General features: G+C 42.2%; 23 protein-coding genes and 3 riboswitches. Of the genes, 17 read left to right on the top strand and 6 right to left on the bottom strand.

Annotated features, from left to right (window positions below; translation table 11 throughout):
- Positions 1-89 precede the first annotated feature (89 nt).
- Positions 90-1,232, bottom strand: a complete 1,143-nt coding sequence (locus DFO72_RS24410; RefSeq protein ID WP_113884888.1) for a fused response regulator/phosphatase — start codon at positions 1,230-1,232, stop codon at positions 90-92.
- Positions 1,233-1,580: 348 nt separating this feature from the next.
- Here DFO72_RS24410 and DFO72_RS24405 point away from each other — a divergent pair, with 348 nt between their 5' ends.
- From DFO72_RS24405 to DFO72_RS24385, 5 genes are all read left to right on the top strand, one after another.
- Positions 1,581-2,945 carry an aspartate kinase gene (locus DFO72_RS24405; protein WP_113884887.1) on the top strand — a complete coding sequence of 455 codons (1,365 nt, stop codon included), beginning with the start codon at positions 1,581-1,583 and terminating at the stop codon, positions 2,943-2,945.
- Positions 2,946-3,199: 254 nt separating this feature from the next.
- The gene (locus tag DFO72_RS24400; protein ID WP_113884886.1) at positions 3,200-3,838 is read left to right on the top strand and encodes a glycosyltransferase; all 639 of its coding nucleotides are present in this window, start codon (positions 3,200-3,202) and stop codon (positions 3,836-3,838) included.
- 135 nt (positions 3,839-3,973) lie between these two features.
- Positions 3,974-5,161, top strand: a complete 1,188-nt coding sequence (locus DFO72_RS24395) for an MFS transporter (protein WP_113884885.1) — start codon at positions 3,974-3,976, stop codon at positions 5,159-5,161.
- 175 nt (positions 5,162-5,336) lie between these two features.
- Positions 5,337-5,437, top strand: a riboswitch (glycine riboswitch).
- 148 nt (positions 5,438-5,585) lie between these two features.
- Entirely contained in the window at positions 5,586-6,452 is an 867-nt protein-coding gene (gene purU, locus DFO72_RS24390; protein ID WP_113884884.1) for a formyltetrahydrofolate deformylase, read from the top strand.
- An 84-nt stretch (positions 6,453-6,536) separates the two neighbouring features.
- Complete coding sequence (locus DFO72_RS24385; RefSeq protein WP_019380090.1) at positions 6,537-6,662, top strand: FbpB family small basic protein; 126 nt, start codon at positions 6,537-6,539, stop codon at positions 6,660-6,662.
- A gap of 442 nt (positions 6,663-7,104) precedes the next feature.
- Here DFO72_RS24385 and DFO72_RS24380 read toward each other — a convergent pair whose 3' ends face one another.
- Positions 7,105-7,425 carry a hypothetical protein gene (locus tag DFO72_RS24380; protein ID WP_113884883.1) on the bottom strand — a complete coding sequence of 107 codons (321 nt, stop codon included), beginning with the start codon at positions 7,423-7,425 and terminating at the stop codon, positions 7,105-7,107.
- 314 nt (positions 7,426-7,739) lie between these two features.
- Between DFO72_RS24380 and DFO72_RS24375 the strand changes: the two genes are divergently transcribed.
- The 5 genes from DFO72_RS24375 to DFO72_RS24355 all read left to right on the top strand — a co-directional run bounded on the left by DFO72_RS24375 (position 7,740) and on the right by DFO72_RS24355 (position 12,123).
- Positions 7,740-9,494 carry an alkaline phosphatase D family protein gene (locus tag DFO72_RS24375; RefSeq protein WP_113884882.1) on the top strand — a complete coding sequence of 585 codons (1,755 nt, stop codon included), beginning with the start codon at positions 7,740-7,742 and terminating at the stop codon, positions 9,492-9,494.
- Positions 9,495-9,509: 15 nt separating this feature from the next.
- The gene (locus DFO72_RS24370; RefSeq protein WP_076258303.1) at positions 9,510-9,716 is read left to right on the top strand and encodes a twin-arginine translocase TatA/TatE family subunit; all 207 of its coding nucleotides are present in this window, start codon (positions 9,510-9,512) and stop codon (positions 9,714-9,716) included.
- A 170-nt stretch (positions 9,717-9,886) separates the two neighbouring features.
- Positions 9,887-10,882 carry a hypothetical protein gene (locus DFO72_RS24365; RefSeq protein ID WP_113884881.1) on the top strand — a complete coding sequence of 332 codons (996 nt, stop codon included), beginning with the start codon at positions 9,887-9,889 and terminating at the stop codon, positions 10,880-10,882.
- Between the two features lie 318 nt (positions 10,883-11,200).
- Positions 11,201-11,326: an FbpB family small basic protein gene (locus DFO72_RS24360; protein ID WP_113884880.1), complete on the top strand. Its 126-nt coding sequence runs from the start codon at positions 11,201-11,203 to the stop codon at positions 11,324-11,326.
- A gap of 14 nt (positions 11,327-11,340) precedes the next feature.
- Positions 11,341-12,123: a TerC family protein gene (locus tag DFO72_RS24355; protein WP_113884879.1), complete on the top strand. Its 783-nt coding sequence runs from the start codon at positions 11,341-11,343 to the stop codon at positions 12,121-12,123.
- A gap of 51 nt (positions 12,124-12,174) precedes the next feature.
- Here the strand turns inward: DFO72_RS24355 and DFO72_RS24350 are convergent, their stop codons facing one another.
- Positions 12,175-12,723: a GNAT family N-acetyltransferase gene (locus tag DFO72_RS24350; RefSeq protein WP_113884878.1), complete on the bottom strand. Its 549-nt coding sequence runs from the start codon at positions 12,721-12,723 to the stop codon at positions 12,175-12,177.
- 326 nt (positions 12,724-13,049) lie between these two features.
- On the opposite strand from DFO72_RS24350, the gene DFO72_RS29705 reads away from it, so the two are divergent.
- Together DFO72_RS29705 and DFO72_RS24345 are read left to right on the top strand one after the other, a co-directional pair.
- Positions 13,050-13,187 (top strand): hypothetical protein, encoded by a 138-nt coding sequence (locus DFO72_RS29705; protein ID WP_163144854.1) that lies wholly within the window; start codon positions 13,050-13,052, stop codon positions 13,185-13,187.
- Between the two features lie 132 nt (positions 13,188-13,319).
- The gene (locus DFO72_RS24345; protein ID WP_113884877.1) at positions 13,320-14,153 is read left to right on the top strand and encodes a TVP38/TMEM64 family protein; all 834 of its coding nucleotides are present in this window, start codon (positions 13,320-13,322) and stop codon (positions 14,151-14,153) included.
- A 74-nt stretch (positions 14,154-14,227) separates the two neighbouring features.
- Here the strand turns inward: DFO72_RS24345 and DFO72_RS24340 are convergent, their stop codons facing one another.
- The gene (locus DFO72_RS24340) at positions 14,228-14,599 is read right to left on the bottom strand and encodes a PaaI family thioesterase (RefSeq protein ID WP_113884876.1); all 372 of its coding nucleotides are present in this window, start codon (positions 14,597-14,599) and stop codon (positions 14,228-14,230) included.
- Between the two features lie 188 nt (positions 14,600-14,787).
- Between DFO72_RS24340 and DFO72_RS24335 the strand changes: the two genes are divergently transcribed.
- The 3 genes from DFO72_RS24335 to tenA all read left to right on the top strand — a co-directional run bounded on the left by DFO72_RS24335 (position 14,788) and on the right by tenA (position 18,024).
- A complete protein-coding gene (locus DFO72_RS24335) occupies positions 14,788-15,897 on the top strand; it encodes an alpha-hydroxy-acid oxidizing protein (RefSeq protein ID WP_113884875.1) in 1,110 nt (369 codons plus the stop codon).
- Between the two features lie 124 nt (positions 15,898-16,021).
- Positions 16,022-16,138, top strand: a riboswitch (TPP riboswitch).
- Between the two features lie 112 nt (positions 16,139-16,250).
- Entirely contained in the window at positions 16,251-16,739 is a 489-nt protein-coding gene (gene thiW, locus DFO72_RS24330; protein WP_113884874.1) for an energy coupling factor transporter S component ThiW, read from the top strand.
- A gap of 434 nt (positions 16,740-17,173) precedes the next feature.
- A riboswitch (TPP riboswitch) is annotated at positions 17,174-17,275 on the top strand.
- 59 nt (positions 17,276-17,334) lie between these two features.
- Entirely contained in the window at positions 17,335-18,024 is a 690-nt protein-coding gene (tenA, locus tag DFO72_RS24325) for a thiaminase II (RefSeq protein WP_113884873.1), read from the top strand.
- 337 nt (positions 18,025-18,361) lie between these two features.
- Here tenA and DFO72_RS24320 read toward each other — a convergent pair whose 3' ends face one another.
- Positions 18,362-19,069: a DUF1287 domain-containing protein gene (locus DFO72_RS24320; protein WP_113884872.1), complete on the bottom strand. Its 708-nt coding sequence runs from the start codon at positions 19,067-19,069 to the stop codon at positions 18,362-18,364.
- 104 nt (positions 19,070-19,173) lie between these two features.
- Between DFO72_RS24320 and DFO72_RS24315 the strand changes: the two genes are divergently transcribed.
- Positions 19,174-20,007 (top strand): TIM barrel protein, encoded by an 834-nt coding sequence (locus tag DFO72_RS24315; protein ID WP_113884871.1) that lies wholly within the window; start codon positions 19,174-19,176, stop codon positions 20,005-20,007.
- A gap of 145 nt (positions 20,008-20,152) precedes the next feature.
- Entirely contained in the window at positions 20,153-20,986 is an 834-nt protein-coding gene (locus DFO72_RS24310; RefSeq protein WP_113884870.1) for a DUF6843 domain-containing protein, read from the top strand.
- Positions 20,987-21,065: 79 nt separating this feature from the next.
- Here the strand turns inward: DFO72_RS24310 and DFO72_RS24305 are convergent, their stop codons facing one another.
- Positions 21,066-22,211, bottom strand: coding sequence for an MGDG synthase family glycosyltransferase (locus DFO72_RS24305; protein WP_113884869.1), 1,146 nt, complete (start codon positions 22,209-22,211; stop codon positions 21,066-21,068).
- Positions 22,212-22,225 lie beyond the last annotated feature (14 nt).

Raw genomic sequence — 22,225 nt, 5'->3', positions numbered from 1 at the left:
CACATTTTTATCTTTATATAAAAACAGAGTGCGGACCCTATTTGAGGGACTGTACTCTGTTTTTTTTGCAAAAATATTATGTATACACCCTAATCTGCCTGAACCAGAACAACACACATATCATCATCAGCGCTTGCCTGCTGCTGTTTAGTCAGAATCATATCGATTGGTTCTGCAGTTCTGGCTGCATTCCAATGGAAGGATGCGAAGCGCTGAAGGTATTCACAAGGGTTAAGATTATTCTGCTCCACTGCTTCTTCCACTCCGTCCGTAAACAGGAGCAGCTGGATGGAGTCTATATAGGGAATTGTTTCTTTTTGAATCGTAATATCTTCAAAAAAGCCTACTGCACACATATTGCTGGGTAAGCTGACCATTTCCTTCTTATCTGTTAGTGCGTATCCGGTTGGATGCCCGGCATTTACATACTCGACGGTTTTGTCTTTTTTATTAAGGACGAGGTAAATGGCTGTAAAATAATATGGAATCCGCTGATTGCGCTGATTAAGGGAATTCATCCACCGATTTAGTTCCTTCATGACGTATTCAGGATCGCTGCATGTTCTGATGGCATCCCTTAGAACAGAAGAGATAAACATGCATACAAGGGATGCTGAAATTCCGTGGCCCATCATGTCCAGCTGGATGGCAGCAAAGCGATGTTCATCGATTTGGTACCAGTAATACATGTCCCCTGCAAGTTTGTTGGCTGGGAGGTAGGAAGCTTTTAACAGTGTGTACTCATGATAAATCGGCTCGCTCAGCATGCTGGTCTGCACCTGCATGGATAAATCCAATTCATTCTTGATTTTATTTTCCTGCTCCTTATGCCAGTCCTTTTCATACTTAAGTCTTAATGCAGCACGAATCCGGGCAAGCAGTTCCGTTTTATTTATGGGCTTCATAACATAATCAGTTCCGCCCGCATCAAGAGCTTCTGCTACCTTATTTGAATCTTCCAATGCAGTTACAAAAATCACCGGTATATCCTTTAAATGTGGAATCTGCTGAAGCCGCCGGCATGCTTCAATTCCATCCATCTCCGGCATCATAATATCCATTAAGATAATGTCTGCTTTTATATCAGCTGAGAAAGGTGAATATCCCTGAAGATGCTGAAACATATCCTTTGCAGAAGAAAACGTTAAATGGTCTTTATACCCGGCGCGTTTTAATATATGCTGAATGACAAACAAATTGGCTTGATTATCGTCCACAACTAGGATTCCCATAGACTTTTTCCCTTCCCGTGTTTTTACGATTTAAATCTTTATATAAATATCCTTAACATATACCCCGTTTTGGAAAGGGAAAAACCATAATATTAATAGTTTTTTTGCTTTGGGCAATTCGGCAGAACGGGATAAAATAAAATGTTTCTTGTAAGCGTTTTCTTTTATTATTCTTAAATAATATTATGAAGCGATATAATCACACAAGTTAATCATATTTAATATATTTATATATTTTTGTGTGTTTTTATGGTGAACATATGTGTTTTCAGGATAGAATTTCTCTTGATTTCTATTCGGATAAGAGTAAAATAAAGATTAAATTTTCAGAGATTAGGAGATGTCAGGATGAAAGTCGTGAAGTTCGGAGGATCTTCTTTAGCATCCGGAAAGCAACTCGAAAAGGTTTTCAATATTGTAAATGCTGATCCAGAGCGGAAGATAATAGTCGTCTCGGCTCCTGGAAAGCGATTTTCAGCAGATAATAAGGTTACTGATTTATTAATTGCATGTGCAGAGAAACGGATTCTGGGAGAAGCAGCAGATGACTTGGCTGAAGCTGTATTGGATCGATATAGCCAAATCGCTGATGAATTAGAGCTGGGTCTGGACATTAAAGATATGATTAGGGAGGATCTTTTTACAAGGCTCTCCAGCGATACAGATGATCCTGAAGTTTTTATGGATCTAATCAAAGCGAGCGGAGAGGATAATAACGCTAAGCTTGTTGCAGCTTATTTTCAGCAGCAGGGAGTGGAAGCAAGGTATGTGAACCCGAAAGAAGCGGGATTGCTTGTAAGCCCGGAGCCTGGAAATGCACAGGTTCTTCCCGAGGCATATGAGAATCTATATTCCCTAAGGGAACAGGACGGGATTATCATTTTTCCAGGTTTCTTTGGGTATAGCAGGGATGGGCAGGTTTTCACATTTTCAAGGAGCGGATCGGATGTGACAGGTTCCATTTTGGCTGGAGCAGCCAAAGCGGACTTGTATGAAAATTTTACAGATGTGGATGCTGTTTATTCGGTAAATCCATTTATTGTGGAAAGTCCTAAAGAAATCAAAGAACTGACATACCGCGAAATGCGGGAGCTTTCCTATGCAGGTTTTACTGTCCTGCATGATGAAGCGCTAGTGCCGGCATTCAGGGCTGGAATTCCTGTGCAGATTAAAAATACGAATAATCCATCTGCTCCTGGCACGAGGATTGTGAACGAGCGCGATAACACAAACGGACCTGTGATCGGGATTGCCAGTGATCAGGGATTCTGCAGCATATACGTCGGCAAATACTTAATGAACAGGGAAGTCGGCTTCGGGAGGAAGCTGCTGACCATTTTGGAAGAGTATGGACTCAGCTATGAGCATACACCTTCAGGAATTGATGATATCTCCATTATTCTTCGGGAAAACCAATTTACTAATGGTGTGGAGGAAGAAATTCTGAGCCGCATTCAACATGAACTTCACGCGGATGAGGTGAAAATCCAGCATAGCCTGTCGCTTATCATGGTGGTTGGTGAGGGGATGCGCCAAAACATCGGAACAATGGCCCGGGCATCCAAGGCCCTCGCTAAAGCGAAAGTAAATATGGAAATGATCAATCAGGGCTCATCTGAAGTGAGCATGATGTTTGGCGTACAGGCAGTGGATGAAAAACGCGCGGTACAGGCGCTTTACAATGAGTTCTTTGCTGCGGCAGCAGTGGTGTGATAACTGTACAATAGTAATTTTGTTTATCCGAGGGGTTATTTATACGAAAGTATAATGATTTACCTGAAAGTAAAATATGCCTATATGCAAATTAGTGCAATAAAATTCCTATTCAGCAAGCTATGGCAAATAAATCAAACGTTTGATTGAAAAAGCTTGGGGCATTAGCCTCGAGCTTTATTTTTTTGGAATGAAAACTCTTAAGATAATCAAAATAAGAAGGAAACTTTTTCAATCTGGAAGGAGAAAAGGATATGAAGAAATTACTGATATTGGGAATAATGCTGCTGCTGCCGCTGAATACGCTGGCAGCTCCAGGCAATGCAGCTGCACAGAAACCGTGTATCACACAATCAGAGGTTAAGTTTGAAAATGAATTCCGCAGGTTATGGATGAACAATGTATTATGGACAAGCAATTATATTACAAGTGCCACAACAGCCGGTGCGGAGGATCAGAAGCAGGTTCTGGCAAGGCTTTTGAAAAATCAGGAGGAAATCGGGAATTCAATAAAGCCTTATTATGGAGATGCTGCAGGAAATAAGCTTACAGAGCTGCTTAAGGAGCATATTGTTATTGCCGGAGATATTGTTGAAGCTGCCAAAAGCGGGCAAGGCGCCAAAGTGAATCAGCTGAACAAAAAATGGCATCGCAATGCAGATGAGATTGCTGCTTTTCTAAGCGGAGCCAATCCGAATTTGCAAAATGAAGATGTAAAAAAATTGCTATACACGCACCTCGAATTGGTGACAGATGATTTAACAGCGAGCCTGGTTAAGGATTGGGATGCAAGAATTGTTTCAATTGATGATGGATTGTCGCATATTATCATAATGGCAGATGCCATTTCAAAAGCAGTTGTGAAGCAATTCCCGGACAAATTCAAAGGGTGAATACAAGAGGCTTCAGCATATGCTGGAGCTTCTCTTATTTTTCCTTTGACAAAGCAGCCTGTCTCATTATAAGCTATTTAGCGTGCTAAATAAATTAATGTAAATTTTTCACATATAGAAGGAGGGGTATCCGCTATGTCTGGGGATCAAAAGAAAAAGATGGTCATTTTAATGATCAATATGTTTATTGCGATCGGAAGCTTTGGGATTATTATTCCGATTTTGCCGGCTTATTTGGAATCCATTAATCAGGGTGGAACGGCAGCTGGCTTGATGATTGCCATTTTTGCGGGTGCCCAGCTGATTTTTTCACCCATTGCAGGGAAATGGGCAGACCAATACGGCCGAAGAAAGATGATTATTTACGGATTAGCTGGTTTGACATTATCCATGCTTGTCTTTTATGCAGTGGATTCCATTTGGCTGCTTTATTTTTCACGCGTAATCGGAGGCATTGGAGCAGCATTGCTGATTCCAGCTATTTTTGCTTACATTGCGGATATTACAACTATGGAGCAGCGTGCAAAAGGGAATGGCCTTGTCTCAGCTGCAATGTCACTTGGAATTGTGGTTGGACCTGGAATTGGCGGATTTTTGGCAGACTTCGGATTGAAAATGCCTTTTCTGATTTCAGCGCTTGTATCTCTAGTGGCAGTTATTTTTTCAATTGTGCTCCTCGAAGAAAGCAGCACATTGCAGACGGTGCCGGGAGAAATGCCTGACGAGGAACCAATGGTCAAGAAGCTGGCAATGTCTGTTAAGAAGCCATATTTTATTCCGCTTGTCATCACATTGGTGATGAGTTTTGGTTTAATGGCGTATGAATCAGTGCTGGGGCTGTACCTTGATAATGAGTTTGCTGCTACTCCGCAGGAAATTGCCATTATGGTGACTTCAACGGGGGTCATTAGTGTTATTGTTCAGCTATTTGTAGTCGATCGGGTGGTTAATAAATTCGGAGAAGGAAAGGTATTGAATATCTTTTTGGCTGTTGCGGCGTCAGGCTTCCTTGTATCGCTGTTTGCAGGAAGCTATGCACTTTTCTTTGTCATTTCGCTGATCATTTTCCTGGCCACTTCCATTCTGCGTCCGGTTTTAACCACGCTTATCTCAAAAATGGCTGGCAATGAGCAGGGATTTGCGATGGGGATGAATAATGCTTATATGAGCATTGGAAACGTGCTTGGCCCAACGATTGCCGGCGTACTTTACGATGTACGGATAACCTATCCGTTTGTGCTCGGTCTCGCCCTATTGATCGTTACATTGTTTATCACGATTGCCTGGCAAAAAAAGGAGCCGAAACCGAAAGCGGCTGTATAGAAAAAGGCTTGGAGACATTGTCTTCAGGTTTTTTTTATTTGCCCTTTATCCTATGCAAATGATATGGAAAAAAAATAGTTAAATTACAATTGTGGCAATTTTGTGAAAGAAACGCAGTTCGATTGACATAGTCTAAATAATGTATTATTCTGAAAATAACAAAAATATTGAGCGAATGACGGCTGCGGGAGAGAGCATTCAGTAGCCACCGAAGGAGCAAGCTTCAAAAATACCCTTGAAGCCAATCTCTCAGGTAGACAGAACCGCAGTCGGACGCATCTCTGGAGAGCGCGCAGGAATCCTGCGACACCAAAGGGGTTAAACTCTCAGGTAAAAGGACAGAGAAGGGGGATGAAGAAGCCGCCTTTTTTCTGTCCTTTTTATATGGATGGCAGCTTCGGGAAATGCAGATGGAGGAATCTATATGAATACAAATATCAATGCAAACAGGGCGACATTGCTGATATCCTGTCCTGAGAGGCCAGGCATAATCTCCACAGTCTCCAATTTCCTGCTGGAGCATAAGGCAAATATTGTCCATTTTGACCAGCATACAACCGATCCGCTGGCAGGCATCTTCTTTATGCGGATTGAATTCGATATGAACCATTTTGATGAGTCCTTTTCAAAACTGAAAGAGGATCTGCCTGAAATGGCCAGGGAATACTCAATGGAGTGGAAGCTGAGCGGCAAAGGCGAGCGCAAGCGGATGGCCATTTATGTCTCTAAGATGGATCACTGTCTGCTGGAGCTGTTATGGCGCTGGAAATCGAAGGAGCTTGAAGTGGATATTCCCCTGGTGATCAGCAATCATCCCGACATGAGGGAAGTGGTGGAAGGTTTCGGAATACCTTATCATCATGTTCCGATTACGCCTGACACGAAAGCTGAAGCTGAGCAAAAGTCTGTGGAGCTGCTGGATGGAAAAGTGGATTTCATTGTACTCGCAAGATATATGCAGATCCTTTCGCCCAGCTTTATATCCAAATTTCCAAACAGGATTATCAATATCCATCATAGCTTTCTGCCAGCCTTCGTGGGAGCCAATCCTTATGCACGGGCGTTTAACCGCGGAGTCAAGCTGATTGGGGCAACAGCTCATTATGTAACGAATGATTTGGATGAAGGCCCGATCATTGAGCAGGATGTCCAGCGGGTTAATCACCGCCACACTGCACAGGATCTCAAAATTGCAGGACGACATGTGGAAAGACAGGTCCTCGCCCAGGCAGTCGCCTGGCATGTGGAAAACAAAGTCATTGTGCATGGAAATAAGACGATTGTTTTTTAGGTGACAGACAGACACCATACTCTGTCAAAAAAATAGATCCAGCATCAAGGAGATTACAGACATCATGAGAGAAGGTGAACAGAAATGAAAAAGAAGAAATTATCAATGCTTGAAATGATTAAGGCAAATAAAGAAGAACTTTTAAAAGATAGCCGGGAGCTTGAAAAAATCGAAAAGAAAATAGACGATAAATATGCAAAAGCACAGTAAGAATGTACACCCGGCCTGGGAATAAAACAGGCCGGGTGTTTTTTTATGAAGCTGAGTTAAAAAGTGAAAATGGAGCGAGACGTATTAAGGATAAATGCCTGCGGGAAAAGCAGGAAATGAACGAAGGGAGCTAATGAGGATGAAGGGCATTGGAGGAGAGGCAAGAAGATGTGTAGGGAACTAATAAGGATGAAATAGTGTGCCCGGAAGAAGAGGAAAAGGGGACGAAGGAAACTAATCCTTCTTGATCGAAAGAATTAAAAACGCCCAGGGAGTCCCTGGGCGCCAACTTCTTATTTTTGTCTAAAGAAATCTGTGAAAGCATGATACATTTCCATTCCCTGATAAAAGAACAGACTGGAAGCTGTTAATGAAAATAAGCCAATCATTAAGAATCGAATCCACATTATTCGTTTCCTCCTTTAATTGTTTTGTTGGACAATTAAGGAGTGTGGATTACATAATTCGCCTCGTAGAAGATGGGGGTATAAAATATCTTTTTTCTGCGGGCGATGATGTGCAGGGCACTGTATACAAAAAGAATAATGGTTAGGTTTGTGATGGCTAAAGAAAGCAAACCCTGTGTGAAGATATATTTTTTAGGGTCATCTTTTAATAGAAAGCTCTCGTTAAAATCCGAAACCGTTACTGCTTTGCTTTGGTCCATAGGAATATCATTAAAATGGACACCAGGGTATTGGGTGATGAGGAAGGATAAAAATACAGACAGCATTAAAAGTGGCAGTAACTTCATTTTTTTCATTCCCTCACCCCTTTTCAATATTATAACTATCATCATAAACACTATTTATAGATTAGTAAACTAAAAGATTTTGACAGGATTCGTTAATCTTCTATGTATATATTGTAAAAATAGCTGGGACAAATGATACAGGGGCACAAAGGCATTTTGGCTGCAAGTCTGGATTATGGGTTGAATGAACAACCAAATCCTTACAAAGTCCTGATGAAATAGGCAGAGGTATTGTCATTCTCCTTTACATATCTTCATATTGCTTTAAAAATAGCCTCTTATAATCAACTGTGAATCCAGATTGAGTTAAGAGGTGAAGAAAAATGGGACATGAGAGATCGATTGATGATTTAATTAGGAAGTTTAATGAAGAGAACTTGAAGAGGGATATTGACCGCCGGAGCTTTCTATCTGGTGCAGGAAAAATAGCCGGTTTTTCGCTTGCACTGGCTTTGGCGCAGTCATTAGGGGCAGGTAATCTAACAGTTGATGCTGCTCCTAAGTTCAGCAAATATCCTTTTACCCTCGGTGTGGCATCAGGAGATCCGCTTTCGGACAGTGTGGTTTTATGGACAAGGCTTGCACCAGATCCGCTTAATGGAGGCGGGATGCCTCATCATGCGGTGCCAGTCAAATGGGAGGTTGCTGCAGATGAACACTTCCGAACAGTTGTTAAGCGCGGAACAGAAATGGCAGTGCCGGATTTGGCGCATTCCGTGCATGTGGAGGCAGAAGGCTTAATGCCGGACACTGTCTATTATTATCGTTTTAAAAGCGGCAATGAATTAAGCCCAATCGGCAAAACAAAGACGCTTCCGGCTGCGGGAGCCAAAGTTTCAGGGCTATCATTTGCATTTGCTTCATGCCAGCAGTATGAACATGGATTTTTTACAGCCTATCAGCATATGGCAAAGGAAAATCTGGATTTTGTTATTCACCTTGGCGACTACATATATGAATATGGACCAAATGAATATATTTCACCAACAGGAAACGTCCGCCATCATAGCGGGCCGGAAATTATCTCTATCGAAGATTATCGGAATCGCCATGCCCAGTACAAAACGGATCCGCATCTGAGAGAAGCGCATGCCGCTTTCCCTTGGGTAGTAACATGGGATGATCATGAAGTGGAAAATAACTATGCAGCAGGGATTCCAGAGAAAGGCCAGTCAGCTGAAGAGTTCATTAAACGCCGTGCTGCTGCTTATCAGGCTTACTATGAGCACATGCCGCTCCGATTATCTTCCATGCCAAATGGTGATGGTATGCAGCTGTATAGGGATTTCAGCTATGGCAGCCTAGCGTCATTCCTTGTGCTTGACTCCCGGCAATATCGGGATGACCAGGCAAATGGGGATGGCAGCAAGCCTCATACACCGGAGTCGCTTGATCCGAACCGCACTCTTCTTGGCAATCAACAGGAACAGTGGGTGGAAGGCAATCTAGCCAGCTCCAATGCGCATTGGAATGTACTTGCACAGCAGGTGTTCTTTGCCCAGAGAAATTTCGGGACAATTGCTTCGCCGAAGTTCAGCATGGATGCATGGGATGGTTACCCTGCTGCCCGAAAGCGTTTGGCTGATTTTGCTGTTTCAAACAATATCGGAAACCTGATTGTTCTGACTGGGGATGTTCATGCAAGCTGGGCTTCCAATATTCTAACAGACTATAATGATCCAAATGCAAAGCTAATTGGGGCCGAATTTGTCGGAACCTCTATCACATCAGGAGGAAACGGATCAGATGTGAGAGCGGATACGGAAAAGACGCTTGCAGAAAATCCGCATATTAAGTTCTTTAATAATTATAGAGGCTATGTCCGCTGCCGGGTAACACCAGAGCAATGGCGTGCAGATTATCGGGTTCTTCCTTTCGTAACAGAGCCTGGAGCTGATATTTCAACAAGAGCATCATTTGTTTTTGAAAAAGATCAGGCTGGCTTGAAGCAGGTATCGGCATCTGCTGTACCTCAGGGAGCTGGAATCTCTTCTGAGGTGGAAGAAGATCGCCATCAAGCTCACTCAAAGGCGCATGAAAAGCAGCTTAAGAAAAAGCGAGAAAAGGTATTACATTAATGGGACGGTGAGAAGATGATATCCAACATTGGCATTCCAGGCTTAATTCTGGTTCTTGTCATTGCCTTAATCATATTTGGGCCATCCAAGCTTCCCGAAATCGGGAGGGCATTTGGGCGGACCTTAACGGAGTTTAAAAGCGCGGCAAAGGATTTAGTTTCTGATGAGGGAAAGAATGAAGAGAAAAAGCCGGTACTTTCAGCTCTAAAAAAAGAAAAGTAGGGAATAAAAATACAGGCGAAGCGAATGAGCCTGTATTTTTATTGGGGACAATTTGTGAATGGTTTCACATATTGTTCATTTTTGAATAATCCACTGGAATGAAAGGTATTATATATTAATACTGTACTTATATTGTTTATCTAAAATGCCATCAGGGAGGCCCGATCATCATGAAAAAAATATTCCAGTTTTCATTAATAGCAGGGTTGGTCATGACGCCTTTTTTTGCAAACGCACATGTGAAATGGTTCACGAATGTGACGCCTCAAAAAGAAACGATTGAAAATATATTATCACCATTATTTATGGGACTGGCACTGACAGCTGCTATTGTACTTGCGATGCTGACATTGATTATCCCAAGGACAGCGCAATGGGGCAAGGTTAAAAAGCTGGATGACTGGCTCTCGGGATTCCGCAAATACAGCAGGCATATCCTTAAGTATGGTACAGCCGCGGCATTAATAATACAGGCGACGAATGGAACATTATTTGCGCCTGAATTTCATTTAACCAATACGATTGCAATGATTCTAACTTGGATAGCGATTGGCTTTCTGCTTATTCCGCATCACATCTCTACAAAGGCCGGAGCCGTTATTTTATTTGGGCTATTTGTGTACGTTACCCTACAGAATGGCATTTTCCATATGCTTGATTATGGATATTATGTTGCCATTATTGGAGTCTTGCTGGTCGGAAGCACAAAGCTTGAGCAGGTTGGCTTTCCATTCCTGTATTTAGGCACAGGTTTATCTTTATGCTGGGTAGCTGTTGAAAAATGGGTATATCCAAGCATGTCTCTCGATATTGTAGCCAATCATGGAGTTCCCACATTCGGCTTTGCACCGGCTGCATTCGTTGTTATGGCTGCCTTCATTGAGTTTGTTGTCGGTTACCTTCTAGTGGTAGGGATCCTTAATCGGGTAGTTGGCTTCGTGGTGACGGTTATTTTTATTACAACCACGATGCTGTTTGGAATGACAGAAGTAATCGGCCATTTTATGATCCATATTGTGCTGATTATCTTCATCATTGAAGGAGTGTCTTTCTATAACCCGCCTATTAAGCTTCATAAAACCAAGGCTGATCAATTTGTGTTTGTTTTCCTGAACTTTATTTTCGTCCTTGCGACCTTCATTCTGGTTTATTACAGATTTGCATAAGAGTTGACACCTTAAGAAAAATAGAATATGATTAGGGTATAGTTGAATAGTTTCTCCTAAAGGGGAGTAGCTTTTACAGCAGAGTCGTCATTTCGGAGTTAAGAGCTCCCGGCTTTGTTGGCAACCTTAACGTTGTTAGCAAGACCTTTGCCTGTTTCGGGTAAAGGTCTTTTTGTTTTTTTAAACCTTTACCGCTTGCTGGTAGAGGTTTTTTTATTGCCTGATATAGCTTGGCAATGGAAATCCTCAATCGACATAACTGCAGGGAAACAGTGCGAAGCTTTCAATACTTAATAAATAGAAAGAAAGGGGACCAAGATGAAAAAAGCTAAAGTATCATTTGCAGAATTAATTAAGAAAAACAAAGAAGAGCTGATGAGAGATCAAGAATTGCTGGCCAAAATTGAAAAACGTTTAGACGAAAAATACACAAAGGTGAAATAAGGGAGGGTGTTTAGATGGAATTATCATTAATACTTGAATATGGATGGGTATTGCTGCTGCTTGTGGCGCTGGAGGGTTTATTGGCTGCTGATAACGCGCTGGTGCTGGCGATTATGGTTAAGCACCTTCCGGAGGAGCAGAGGAAGAAGGCTTTATTTTACGGGTTGGCTGGAGCGTTTGTTTTCCGCTTTGGATCGTTATTTGCGATTTCATATTTAGTAGATGTATGGCAGGTTCAAGCCATTGGAGCACTATACCTTCTGTTTATCGCGGCTAATCACATATTAAGAAAATTCCTTGTGAAAAAAGGCGAGGAAGAAGCAGGAGTAACGAAAGAAAAGAAACAATCTGGTTTTTGGCTGACAGTATTTAAAGTTGAGCTGGCTGATATAGCTTTCGCTGTAGATTCCATTCTGGCAGCGGTAGCTCTCGCCGTGGCTCTTCCGGATTCAGGACTTGGCCATATAGGCGGACTTGACGGCGGAAAGTTCTTTGTCATCTTTGCAGGCGGTATGATCGGATTGATCATTATGCGTTTTGCTGCAAACCTCTTTGTGGATCTGCTTCACAGGAGACCTGGACTTGAGGTTGCAGCATTTGGTATTGTCGGCTGGGTTGGTGTCAAATTGGCTGTCTATACCATGTCCCATCCGGCGCTGGCGATCCTGCCTGAAGGATTTGCCAAGTCGACCGAATGGAAAGTTACTTTCTATGTAGTCTTAATTGGAATAGCACTAGCTGGATGGTTCCTTTCCAAGGAAAAACAGGAAGTGCCGGCTGAAGAAAAAGCAAGCTGAATCAAGCGGGGCGGAGTATATCCGCCTTTTTTTATGTAGATGATCATTCAATCAAACGTTTGATTGAATACCCATGAGCCCGGGGCTTGCCTGCCATTCAGTTTTCAGGATGCTCATTTCTATCAAGTTCCAATATATATTTCTAACTTTATTGGTCTGCCTAAGAAGTCCTTCTTTTTGGAACCCTGCCTGCTCGTAAATCTTAATAGCAGGCAAATTAAAATCGAAAACCCCGAGACTGACTCTATTTAATTTCAGCTCTTGGAACGCTAAGTTCAGGATTTGATGAATCATTTCTGAAGCATACCCTTTCCCCCGTGCTGCGGGGCAGATGAAAACCTTGCCGATCCTCGCAGTTTCGTTGATACGGTCAACTCTGCCAAGGGAAATGTGACCGACGATTTCATCGTTTGCCATAACTTTGTAGATATATTCCGAGCTGGTTTCCAGGTTTGCAGAGCTTATATACTTAGCAAGCTGCTCATGATTAAGGGGGAATTTAAAATGGGCACCGCTCCACTGAACCATTAATTCTGGTGTGCTGATCCAGCTGATGAGCAAATTGAAATCTTTTTCTGTAAAAGGTTCTAATTTTATCATGGGAATCTCCTTCTTATTATTAATCTGAATGGTTTTAATCTCAGTTGTTCAACCTTTTTCCCATGTTGTTAAATGACTTTATAAATGGGGAAATGGCTGTATCTATCGGCATGGTCTGTAAATAGCAGCAGGGCTTGAGGTTTATTTTCTTTATTGACCTCTATGCAGCACGTTACATGCGCCTGTAATAAACATTTGGATCCTCCTTTTCTATTGCTGTTTTTTACCTATTGCACAGAGTGCAGGAAAAATCCTTCTAATTATGCGTGAAATGAAAGTAATGAGTACATATTAATTTAAAGAACTATAAGGAAGGAGCGAATGAGTTGTCTAGAAAAGATGAGCAAAATAAGAAACAGACACAAGGCCCAAAAGAAGAGAGGGAACTTGTCAATGAGTTTGGAAAATATAAAGGGGATCAGCCGGTTCCGCAGCCTAAGGATTATGATGAGATAGAGTATTAAAAAAAGCAGGATAAGTCCTGCTTTTTTTATATTTAAGTCTCTGGCCTTAGATTATTTTAATGCTAAGGGAGCTTAATCCTCCTAGTATTATCCTCTAAACTATAGTTAAGAAAAGCAAGAAGGGGAAAATGTATGAATGGAAAAATTGAAGTTAGTTTTCATGGACTTATCATTTTAATAGCATTGTATACATTGTTTAATTATATGCCGACACTTTTGCCGGTTTATAAATGGATTATGATTGCAGGCATGGCTGTCATATTAGTGATGGACTTTTACTTTTTTGCTGCAGGCAAGTTATCCCGATTGAAATACAGCAGACTGGCACTGATTTATATGTTCAGTCTGCTGTTAATTGTTTTTATGACCTTTTATTTAACAAAGATACTTGTTCTGACTGATGCCTATGGGTTTGAGAGAATGCTGAGGGAATATGAAGCGGAGGGCAAGCTCATCTTTTTCTTGGTTTGCTTTTTACAGCCCATTCTTTTGCCGATTCCTGAAGCCGTAACACTGCCTGCCGGAAGTGCCGTTTTCGGTCCCGCTGCTGCTGCCTTTCTTGGATTCACAGGTACACTTTCGGGGATTATTGTTATGTTCTTGACTGCAAGGATAGGAGGATTAAAGCTTGTAGCTCGGTTTATTAATGAGCGGCATCTGATCAAATACCAAAAATACATGGAGAGAAATGAAAACACCATATTAATGCTGCTGTTTGTTATTCCGATATTGCCAGATGAGATCATTTGTGTTGGAGCAGGTATAGGTGGTGTTTCATTTAAAAAGTTCCTGGGAATTGCGTCTATTTCCAAAATGGCAACTTCCTTGCTGCTGGCATACTCACTTTCATGGGCCAATGCCTTATCTTTATCTGGCTCACAGCTTTTATTAGTCGTTTCGGCTGTGATAGGGGTATTCTACAGTGTATCTCACTTGTATAAAAAGAAGAAGAATAGGAACTATTAAGATTGTCTGTAACCTTTAATGGTTGTTTCTCCTATCTCTGTCAGCGAAACTATTCAGGCATCGATAGGATCACTCTAGATAGATGCGAAGATTCCCGATGCTTTGGCAACCAGCTGATCCTGGTCGTTATAAATCAGGCAGTCTGTGTGGTTGAGGGTGCGCCCTCTTTTCACAAGGTGAGCATTGGCGATAAGAAATTCACCTGTCGCACCCTTTAGGAAAGTGACCTTTAAATCAGCTGTTACTACGGATTGCATCTGGTTTTCATCCGGCTCGAAAATATTCCCCATCGCTACATCCGCAAGAGTGGAAATGATGCCTCCATGAACCAGCCCTGCGCTGTTAATAAAGAGCGGCTGGATTGGCAAAGTAACTTTCATTTTGCTTTCACTGACTCTTTCGTAATGGAATTTCAGAAAATCATCAAAAGGCTGTTTGATTTGCATTTTGTACACTCCAATTTCATTAAGTTAAAATATTTATTCACGATTTTTTGTGAAATCCCTGCTTATTGAGCTTAATTTGTATAGGAAAGGCTGCATTACTGCGAATTTATGATTTTATTACATGGTTTCTTAAAATCCAAAAAAGTGTTATTATTTTCAATAAATTCAAAAAAAGGCAGGGCTGGAATATGTCAAAAGTAGAGAATATTAGTTTCGCAGAAAACTTTCCTATTTCATTTAAGGAACTGGAAAAAGAAGCAGAGAAAGTGATGGGAGCTGGCGGATTTGGCTATGTCCAATCAGGAGCAGGCGGAGAAGAAACGCTGAAAAAGAATATCGAATCCTTTGCAAAATACTCAATTGTGCCGAGAATGCTTAGAGATGTATCAGTACCGGATACAAGTGTGAATTTATTTGGAAAAACATATCCTTATCCAGTTTTCCTGGCACCTATAGGAATGCAGCGCCTTGAACACAGTGAGGGAGAGCTTGCATCTGCCCGTGCAGCAGCTTCGTTTGGAATTCCTTTTATCCAGAGCACGGTATCCAGTTATTCCATTGAAGAAATCGCTGATGCAACAGGCACGAGTCCAAAATGGTTCCAATTATATTGGTCCAATTATGAAGATGCTGCGTTCAGTATGGTGCGCCGGGCGGAGGCATCAGGCTATGAAGCGATTGTGTTAACAGTAGATACGGTGATGATGGGGTGGAGGGAAGCTGATCTAAGAAACAATTTTTCACCTTTAAAGCTCGGCTATGGAAAAGCAAACTATGAGAGCGATCCAGTCTTTATGGCCACTCTCCATGACGGTGATGTAGTTCAGGGAATCCTTGATAATATCCATCATCCAACATTGAGCTGGGAGCATATTGCAAGGTTAAGAGAGAAAACAAGTCTGCCGATTCTATTAAAGGGTATTCTCCATCCGGAAGATGCCAGGCTGGCCGTTGAAAAGGGGATAGACGGAATCATAGTCTCCAATCATGGCGGCAGGCAGCTTGATGGAGTGATTGCGGCGATTGATGCGCTTGGACCGATCGTGAAGGAAGTCAAAGGACGAATTCCAGTATTGTTTGACAGCGGCATTCGCCGCGGTTCCGATGTGGTCAAAGCACTGGCATTAGGAGCCGACGCAGTTTGCCTGGGACGGCCGTATGTGTACGGTTTGGCGATTGGCGGGCAGGCTGGAGTTGAAAATGTGCTTGCCAACTTTATTGAAGAAACGAAAGTGTCGCTTTCTCTGGCAGGAGTGGGGAGTCTAAAGGAGCTGGCAGGTCTGCAGCTAATTAGATAGTTTCTCAGCAGAAATTGAAGAGCCCCTATTCCATTCCATCAAGAAATGTATTTAAGCAAAAAGAATGATGACAGCGACTGAATATTTTGTTAAGCTTGAGATAGCTTATCAAACTAAATATCTATGCAACTACTAGGGGTGCCCCGAATGTGCGGGCTGAGAGGAAAGCGCGTTATAGCTTTCTGACTCTTATGGACCTGATCTGGTTAATGCCAGCGGAGGGAAGTAGGATTTGACTATATGTCAATTCATATACTTAAACCAAGCCAGGTCCTTATGGGAATCTGGCTTTTTTGTATACATACTTCTCATCCTGATAAGCAATCAGGCGGCCATTTAGAAAGGAGGTTTAAATGAACAGAACCCGATTGTTAACTACGATGGCTTTATTTGTGGCAATTGGGACACTGGGATCCCATTTGCTCTGGTTTCCGGCAGGCATAGCCAAGGCCTATCCGGTCCAGCATGCGGTGAATGTATTGGCAGCGGTGACGCTTGGACCCCTGCCTGCAGCAGCTGTGGCATTTATGATTGGCCTGCTTCGTAATTTGCTTGGATTCGGGACGCTGCTTGCCTTTCCAGGCGGCATGATCGGTGCGTTTTTGGCAGGTGTGCTTTATTTGAAGTTCGGCCGGAAAATATGGGCTGCTGTTGGAGAAGTGGTAGGTACCGGCATAATCGGTGCATTGTTTGCAGTCCCTTTTGCAAAGGTTCTCATGGGGAGCGCAGCTGGGGCATTCTTCTTTGTGCCGCCATTCCTGGTCAGCAGCATTACCGGTGCGGCCATAGGCTGGATGGTTTTGGCGAAGGTTAAAGAGAAGAACTTGGTTCAGAATATGTGATGATTTTGGGCCTGAGAAGCTAGATGAGTAAGCAGATAAGAGGAGATCAGCATAGCAAGCTGATCTTATGAGCGATTTTCAAGAGTTATGGGCGAAATTTAAAATTCATGAGCGATTTTCAAGAGTTATGGGCGAAATTTAAAATTTATGAGCGATTTTCAAGAGTTATGGGCGAAATTTAAAATTTATGAGCGATTTTCAAGAGTTATGGGCGAAATTCGAAATTTATGAGCGATTTTCAAGAGTTATGGGCGAAATTCAAAATTTATGAGAGATTTTCAAGAGTTATGGGCGAAATTCAAATTTATGAGCGATTCTCAAGAGTTATGGGCGAAATTCAAAATTTATGAGCGATTTTCAACAGTTAAAAGCGAAATCCAAAACTTATGAGCGAAAAACGTCAAGTTAGAAAATCGGTAAAAAATTTAAAATAAGAAAACTGCTAGGGGCGCTACGGCTGAGATAAGGAGCTTTTCCTTTGTCCCTTGGAACCTGATCTGGATAATGCCAGCGCAGGGAAGCAGTGAGGACCTCGTTATATATCCTCATGCTTTTTCCCCGGCAGCTTCTGTAATTAATAAGGAGGCTATTTTTTATGACTTTTTCAGAGATTCTGCGCAAGGAAAATGAAGATTTGTTTCAGCTGATATTTGAGCACCCATTTGTCCAGGGTATCGGGAGAGGGGACGTGCCGAAAGAGGCACTGGCCCATTATATTAAAGCGGACTTTGAGTATTTGAATGCGTTCATGCATATTTATGGTATTGCCATTTCGAAGTCAGCAGAGCGTAAGGATATTGCTTATTTTAATCAGCAGATAGAATTCGTATTGAACAGCGAAGTACATCCCCACCATAATTTTTGCCAGCAGATTGGCGTGGGTTACGAAGCATTGCAGGGTTATCCGCTCCCTCCAACAGCTGATCATTATGTTAAGCATATGATGTATCATGCCCACACCGGCGGCATGGGTGAAATCCTTGCTGCATTATTGCCTTGTCCATGGACTTATTGGGAGATTGGGCTTGAGCTCATGAAGCAATATGAGCCAGATGAGAACCATCCGTTTTATCCATGGATCTCATTTTATGCAAATTTAAGGGTCGAAGCTGTGACCATGAATATGAGAAACCGTTTGGATGAGCTTGCTGATGCGGCATCACCGGAAGAAAGGCAGCGAATGAAGGATGCTTTCCGAAAAAGCTGCCAGCTGGAGCTTGGCTTCTGGGAGATGGCTTATACCTGCGAAGAGTGGCCGGCGGGCAATCCTGCAGCAGTAAGATAAGAAAAGCGCAAGCGCCTCGCTCAAAAAGGAACGCAGACTAAGAGCACCACGTCCTGTGGCAACGTCTGTGAATGACCCACATCCTCCCAAAAGCTGTCGCTTTCGGTCGTGCGATGTTTAAGCTGTCGAAGCCTTCCTTGTCCTGTGGGCCTCAAGCACAAGACGAGCCTCCCGGAAAGGCGTTCTTTGCCTTTTGGGTGGCTTGCCCAAAATGTGGAGGCGGCTGCTCAGGATCCGCAACTAGACAAGCTTGTGACCTTGAGGGGGTAGCCAGACAGTTATCGAAGTTCAAAATTTTATACTTTCTTATTTAATAAGAATAACGCCTGCACCTGCTTTATGGCAGTGCAGGCGTTTTTTCAAAATCCCATCTGTAATGAGCGGTAATAGGAGTCTTAAAAGAAGAGAGTTTTACTTCCGCTGCAAATGGTGTGGAGTTATGTATGACGTATGGAATGCCATCTTTTGTCCGTTTGTCAGAAATGATTGCAACATGGTCGAATTTAGGAGAAAGGAAAACCACGATGTCACCCGGCTGCCATTTCTGAAGGTTCTTAACATCTCCTGGAATCAGTTCTGTTGTTAATGACTTTGCGAAGCGGCTAAAAAAGACATTCTGGTTTGGCACCCTCCTGAAATCAATGTTTGGATCCGGACTGCCCTTCACTCTTGAATACAAGTCCGTATTCTCGGCAATATCCTGATCAATAAGATCCTTTATAGAAACATCAGCCCCCTGGAATCCCCTCCAAATCACATCTGTACAGACACCCTCGCCATCGGGCGGATAGCCCCCCGCATAGTAGGCACTTTTATATTGCGTACGCTGATCCACTTCTTTTCTGGCTGTCAGGACCATATCAAGCGGATCGGCAATGCCGTTTTGATTTGAATCGGCTTTTGAATAATCAGCAGGCACTGCTATTTTGGCAGCCAAAGGATTTTCAAAATGAATGCCGATGGAATCCAGAATGATTCCGCCTCGAAATAAAAGAATGAATAATAACAGTATTCCGATTATGGAAGCGCACACTCTTTTTATCATAGAAGCCTCCTCATTTATTTTAATGATTAGACGGTACCATTTTCCAATATGTTACATGGGGGTATGATAAGATTGTTATAAGAATATATAAAAGAGGGGATATCATGGCTCATCATATAGGGATATCGGGAAGTGTCATCTGGTCAGACAGCAAGCTGTTTCATGAACTTTTTAAACGTCATTTGCCGCATATTGAGATAGGCGAATTTCAAGATGAGGAATCCTTCCGTTGTTTTATTGAAATGCTGGGCAAAACAAACAAAAGCTTTGGTCTTCATTCGCCTCTTTTCCGGGGACAAAGCAAATACGATCTGCTGGAAAAGATCGGTATGAATCCGGAGGAAGCCTGGGTCCAATTTGAGACGGAAGTGGAAAGAATCTCCCGGCTTGGAGCTGAATACATATTGGTGCACTTCCATTACTTTAAAAAGGAAACCAGTGGGAATCCGGCAGAGATCATTGAGGAGGGACTCAAGAAACTCAGTGCGCTTCAAAGAAAATATGGGATTATGATTGTGTGTGAACCTAAATTGGGATTCAAGCAATCGCCAGCAGGGATTCATTATCTTGACCGCTTTCCTGTAGAGACATGGAAGAAATACGGACTTAGCCTCTGTGTCGATATAGGGGACTATATATTGGCCGCAGGCGAGGAGGCCATAAATTATATAGAAAAATGGTCCGAGTTTGTGAGAGTGGTTCATTTACATAATGTTGAATACCAGGGTGATAAATATATTTGGGTGCCTGTGCATCCATCTCATGAGAATGATAGCAGTCATCATAAAATTAAGAAGCTGATAGATTTTTTAGCTAAAGAATGCAAGGATGTATTTTTTGTCATGGAATACACTCCACACACGAACCCTCCGGAAAAGATGGTAGAAGAAGGAATCGGGTGGGCAATAGAGGTGATCGAGGAAGGATCTGTTAGTTAGGGAAGCAGGGCGCCTGCATAAATTTTGTGCAGGTTGAAAATGAAAGGTTAATGATATTACTTATTATAGTAAGTATGGGAAATACCTTGTATGTATACTAACATGTGAAATTATTCACAAAAAAAGAGGAGGTTAATTTATTCTTATGCTGAGATTAAAATTAAAAACGGCCCTGCAGGCTTCTATTCTTTTTACATTTGGTTTTTGGCTTCTCTTTTTCTTTTCTGAAGGGGGGCTGTTTTCTTTCTTCCTGATTATCATTTTTTTATACTGCCTTTTCGGAAATGTGATATACGGTGTTCCAGTGTCGCTGCTTTCTGAGCTTTTTACTAAAAATCTAGCAGTATGGCGGTTTCCAGCGGCGGCTTTTATACATACCTTTTTGGCTTCGCTCACTTATTTTATTATGGAAGGGTTTGCTTTTTACGTATTAATTGCTTCGGTGCTTTTCTTTTTAGTGGACGAGTGGCGGAAATGGGACCGCGAGATGCCAGGGGGCAGGAGGGTTGCCTTGAATACAGCAGGTCTTCTAGTCACTTTCCTGCTGCCAATGGGATCTTTTTGGATGCTCCAGCAGGCTGATCTGGAAGAAAAAACTCATGATCTTTACCTGATTCCAAAAGGGTATACAGGTCAGGTAAGAATTGTTCATGAAATAGAGAATGCCCCTAAGCCTGAGACAGAAGGGAAATACGATGTAGTTCGGGTGAATGATAGAGGATATGCCATTACCTCTTTACCGCAAAGTGAAGGATATATTGATGACTTGTACTATTATGTGGATGAAAAGGGGAAGCGTGAAGCGATATCAGAAAGCTGTATTTCACATGGCGGATCAGGCGGTGTACAGGGAGATGGATATGAATATTCGTATACCTATTTTTCGGTTGGCTGTGAGGACATGGATGACCAAGGAAATGGCCCTGGTATTGAGGATATTCTTTATGAAGAGGGTTTGATCAATCAAACGTTTGATTGAAATGGAAAACAGCCTGGAAATTCCAGGCTGTAATTTATTTATCGGGAGTCTTACTTCTAAAGCCCAGCAGATTGAAGTTTCACTTTAAAGTTGGGATAGCTCTTATGGAATGTACAGTTTCAGGCGTTTTTCTGCCGGTGCTTTTAATTGAAATGAAGATGGCATAGTCCAATGGGCAATAAACTTTTGCCAGATAGGATTCAATGTGTTTTCTTAGGCTTAGTATAGCTTCTTCATTATTAAGCTGTTCAGCAAGGTGCTTGTCATTAATGACAAGCACCAGATTTTTCTCAAGCAAATAGTCCAAATTAATTTCCTCTTGTCCGGGGAGTGAGGTATGGACCAGAATCGGAAGTTTCTTTTGCAGTGCTTCACTAATTGTAACTCCGCCCGGTTTGGTCAAAATAGCATCCGCTTTATTATATAGCTGGTTCATTTCAAAAGGGTCATCAATATATCCAATGGGCTCGATCTGCTTTGAATTAAGTGCTTGGAGTGAGCTATATAATTCGTCATTATTTCCGCAAAGGATCAGAAATCGAATATGGGGAACCTTCCGCATAGCGTCTATAAAATCACAGTTTACTAAGCCGCTGTTTCCTCCTGCAACCAGGATATGGCGTATCCGGTTATCTTTCTTAAATGGAACCGGGAGGTGATAGGCTGAATGAACCGGAATGCCCGTTACAAAAATTTGCTCATCAGGAATGTGGTGCTTTCTGATAAGCTTTTCCTTCGCCTCAGGATGAGGAACGAAATGAAAATCAATTCCGCGTTTTCCCCATATATCATTAATAAAAAAGTCCGTGTATACATTGACCACAGTGACGTCCCGGTATCGTCCCTTTTGCTTTAGTGAACTGATGATTCCAGATGGAAAGGAATGAGTGCAAAATATTAAATCCGGATTTTCTTCATCAAGAAACTTCTGCATCTTTCTTTCAAAGTAATAGGACAGAACCTGTAAATCAGGCTGCAATTTAAAAGGATGCTGTTTATACATAATGGTGTAATATAATGCCCTGTAAAGGAAAGGGGCACCCAGGAACCCTTTTAAATATATACCTGAGACCAGCTTTTCAAGCTTGTCACTGCAATAGGCAAGAAAGTCGACTACTTTGATTTCCGCATCAGGATATTGGCTTTGAATATTGTCCTGAAGTGTTTTGGCAACTTTGGAATGTCCTGTGGGGAATTGGAATAAAGGGAGCAGGAGAACTTTCATAATACCCTCCTTTC

Origin of the sequence: Cytobacillus oceanisediminis, from assembly GCF_004366035.1 — a bacterium.
Lineage (GTDB): Bacteria > Bacillota > Bacilli > Bacillales > Cytobacillaceae > Cytobacillus > Cytobacillus oceanisediminis_C.
This window is presented reverse-complemented; position numbering and strand designations above follow the sequence as displayed.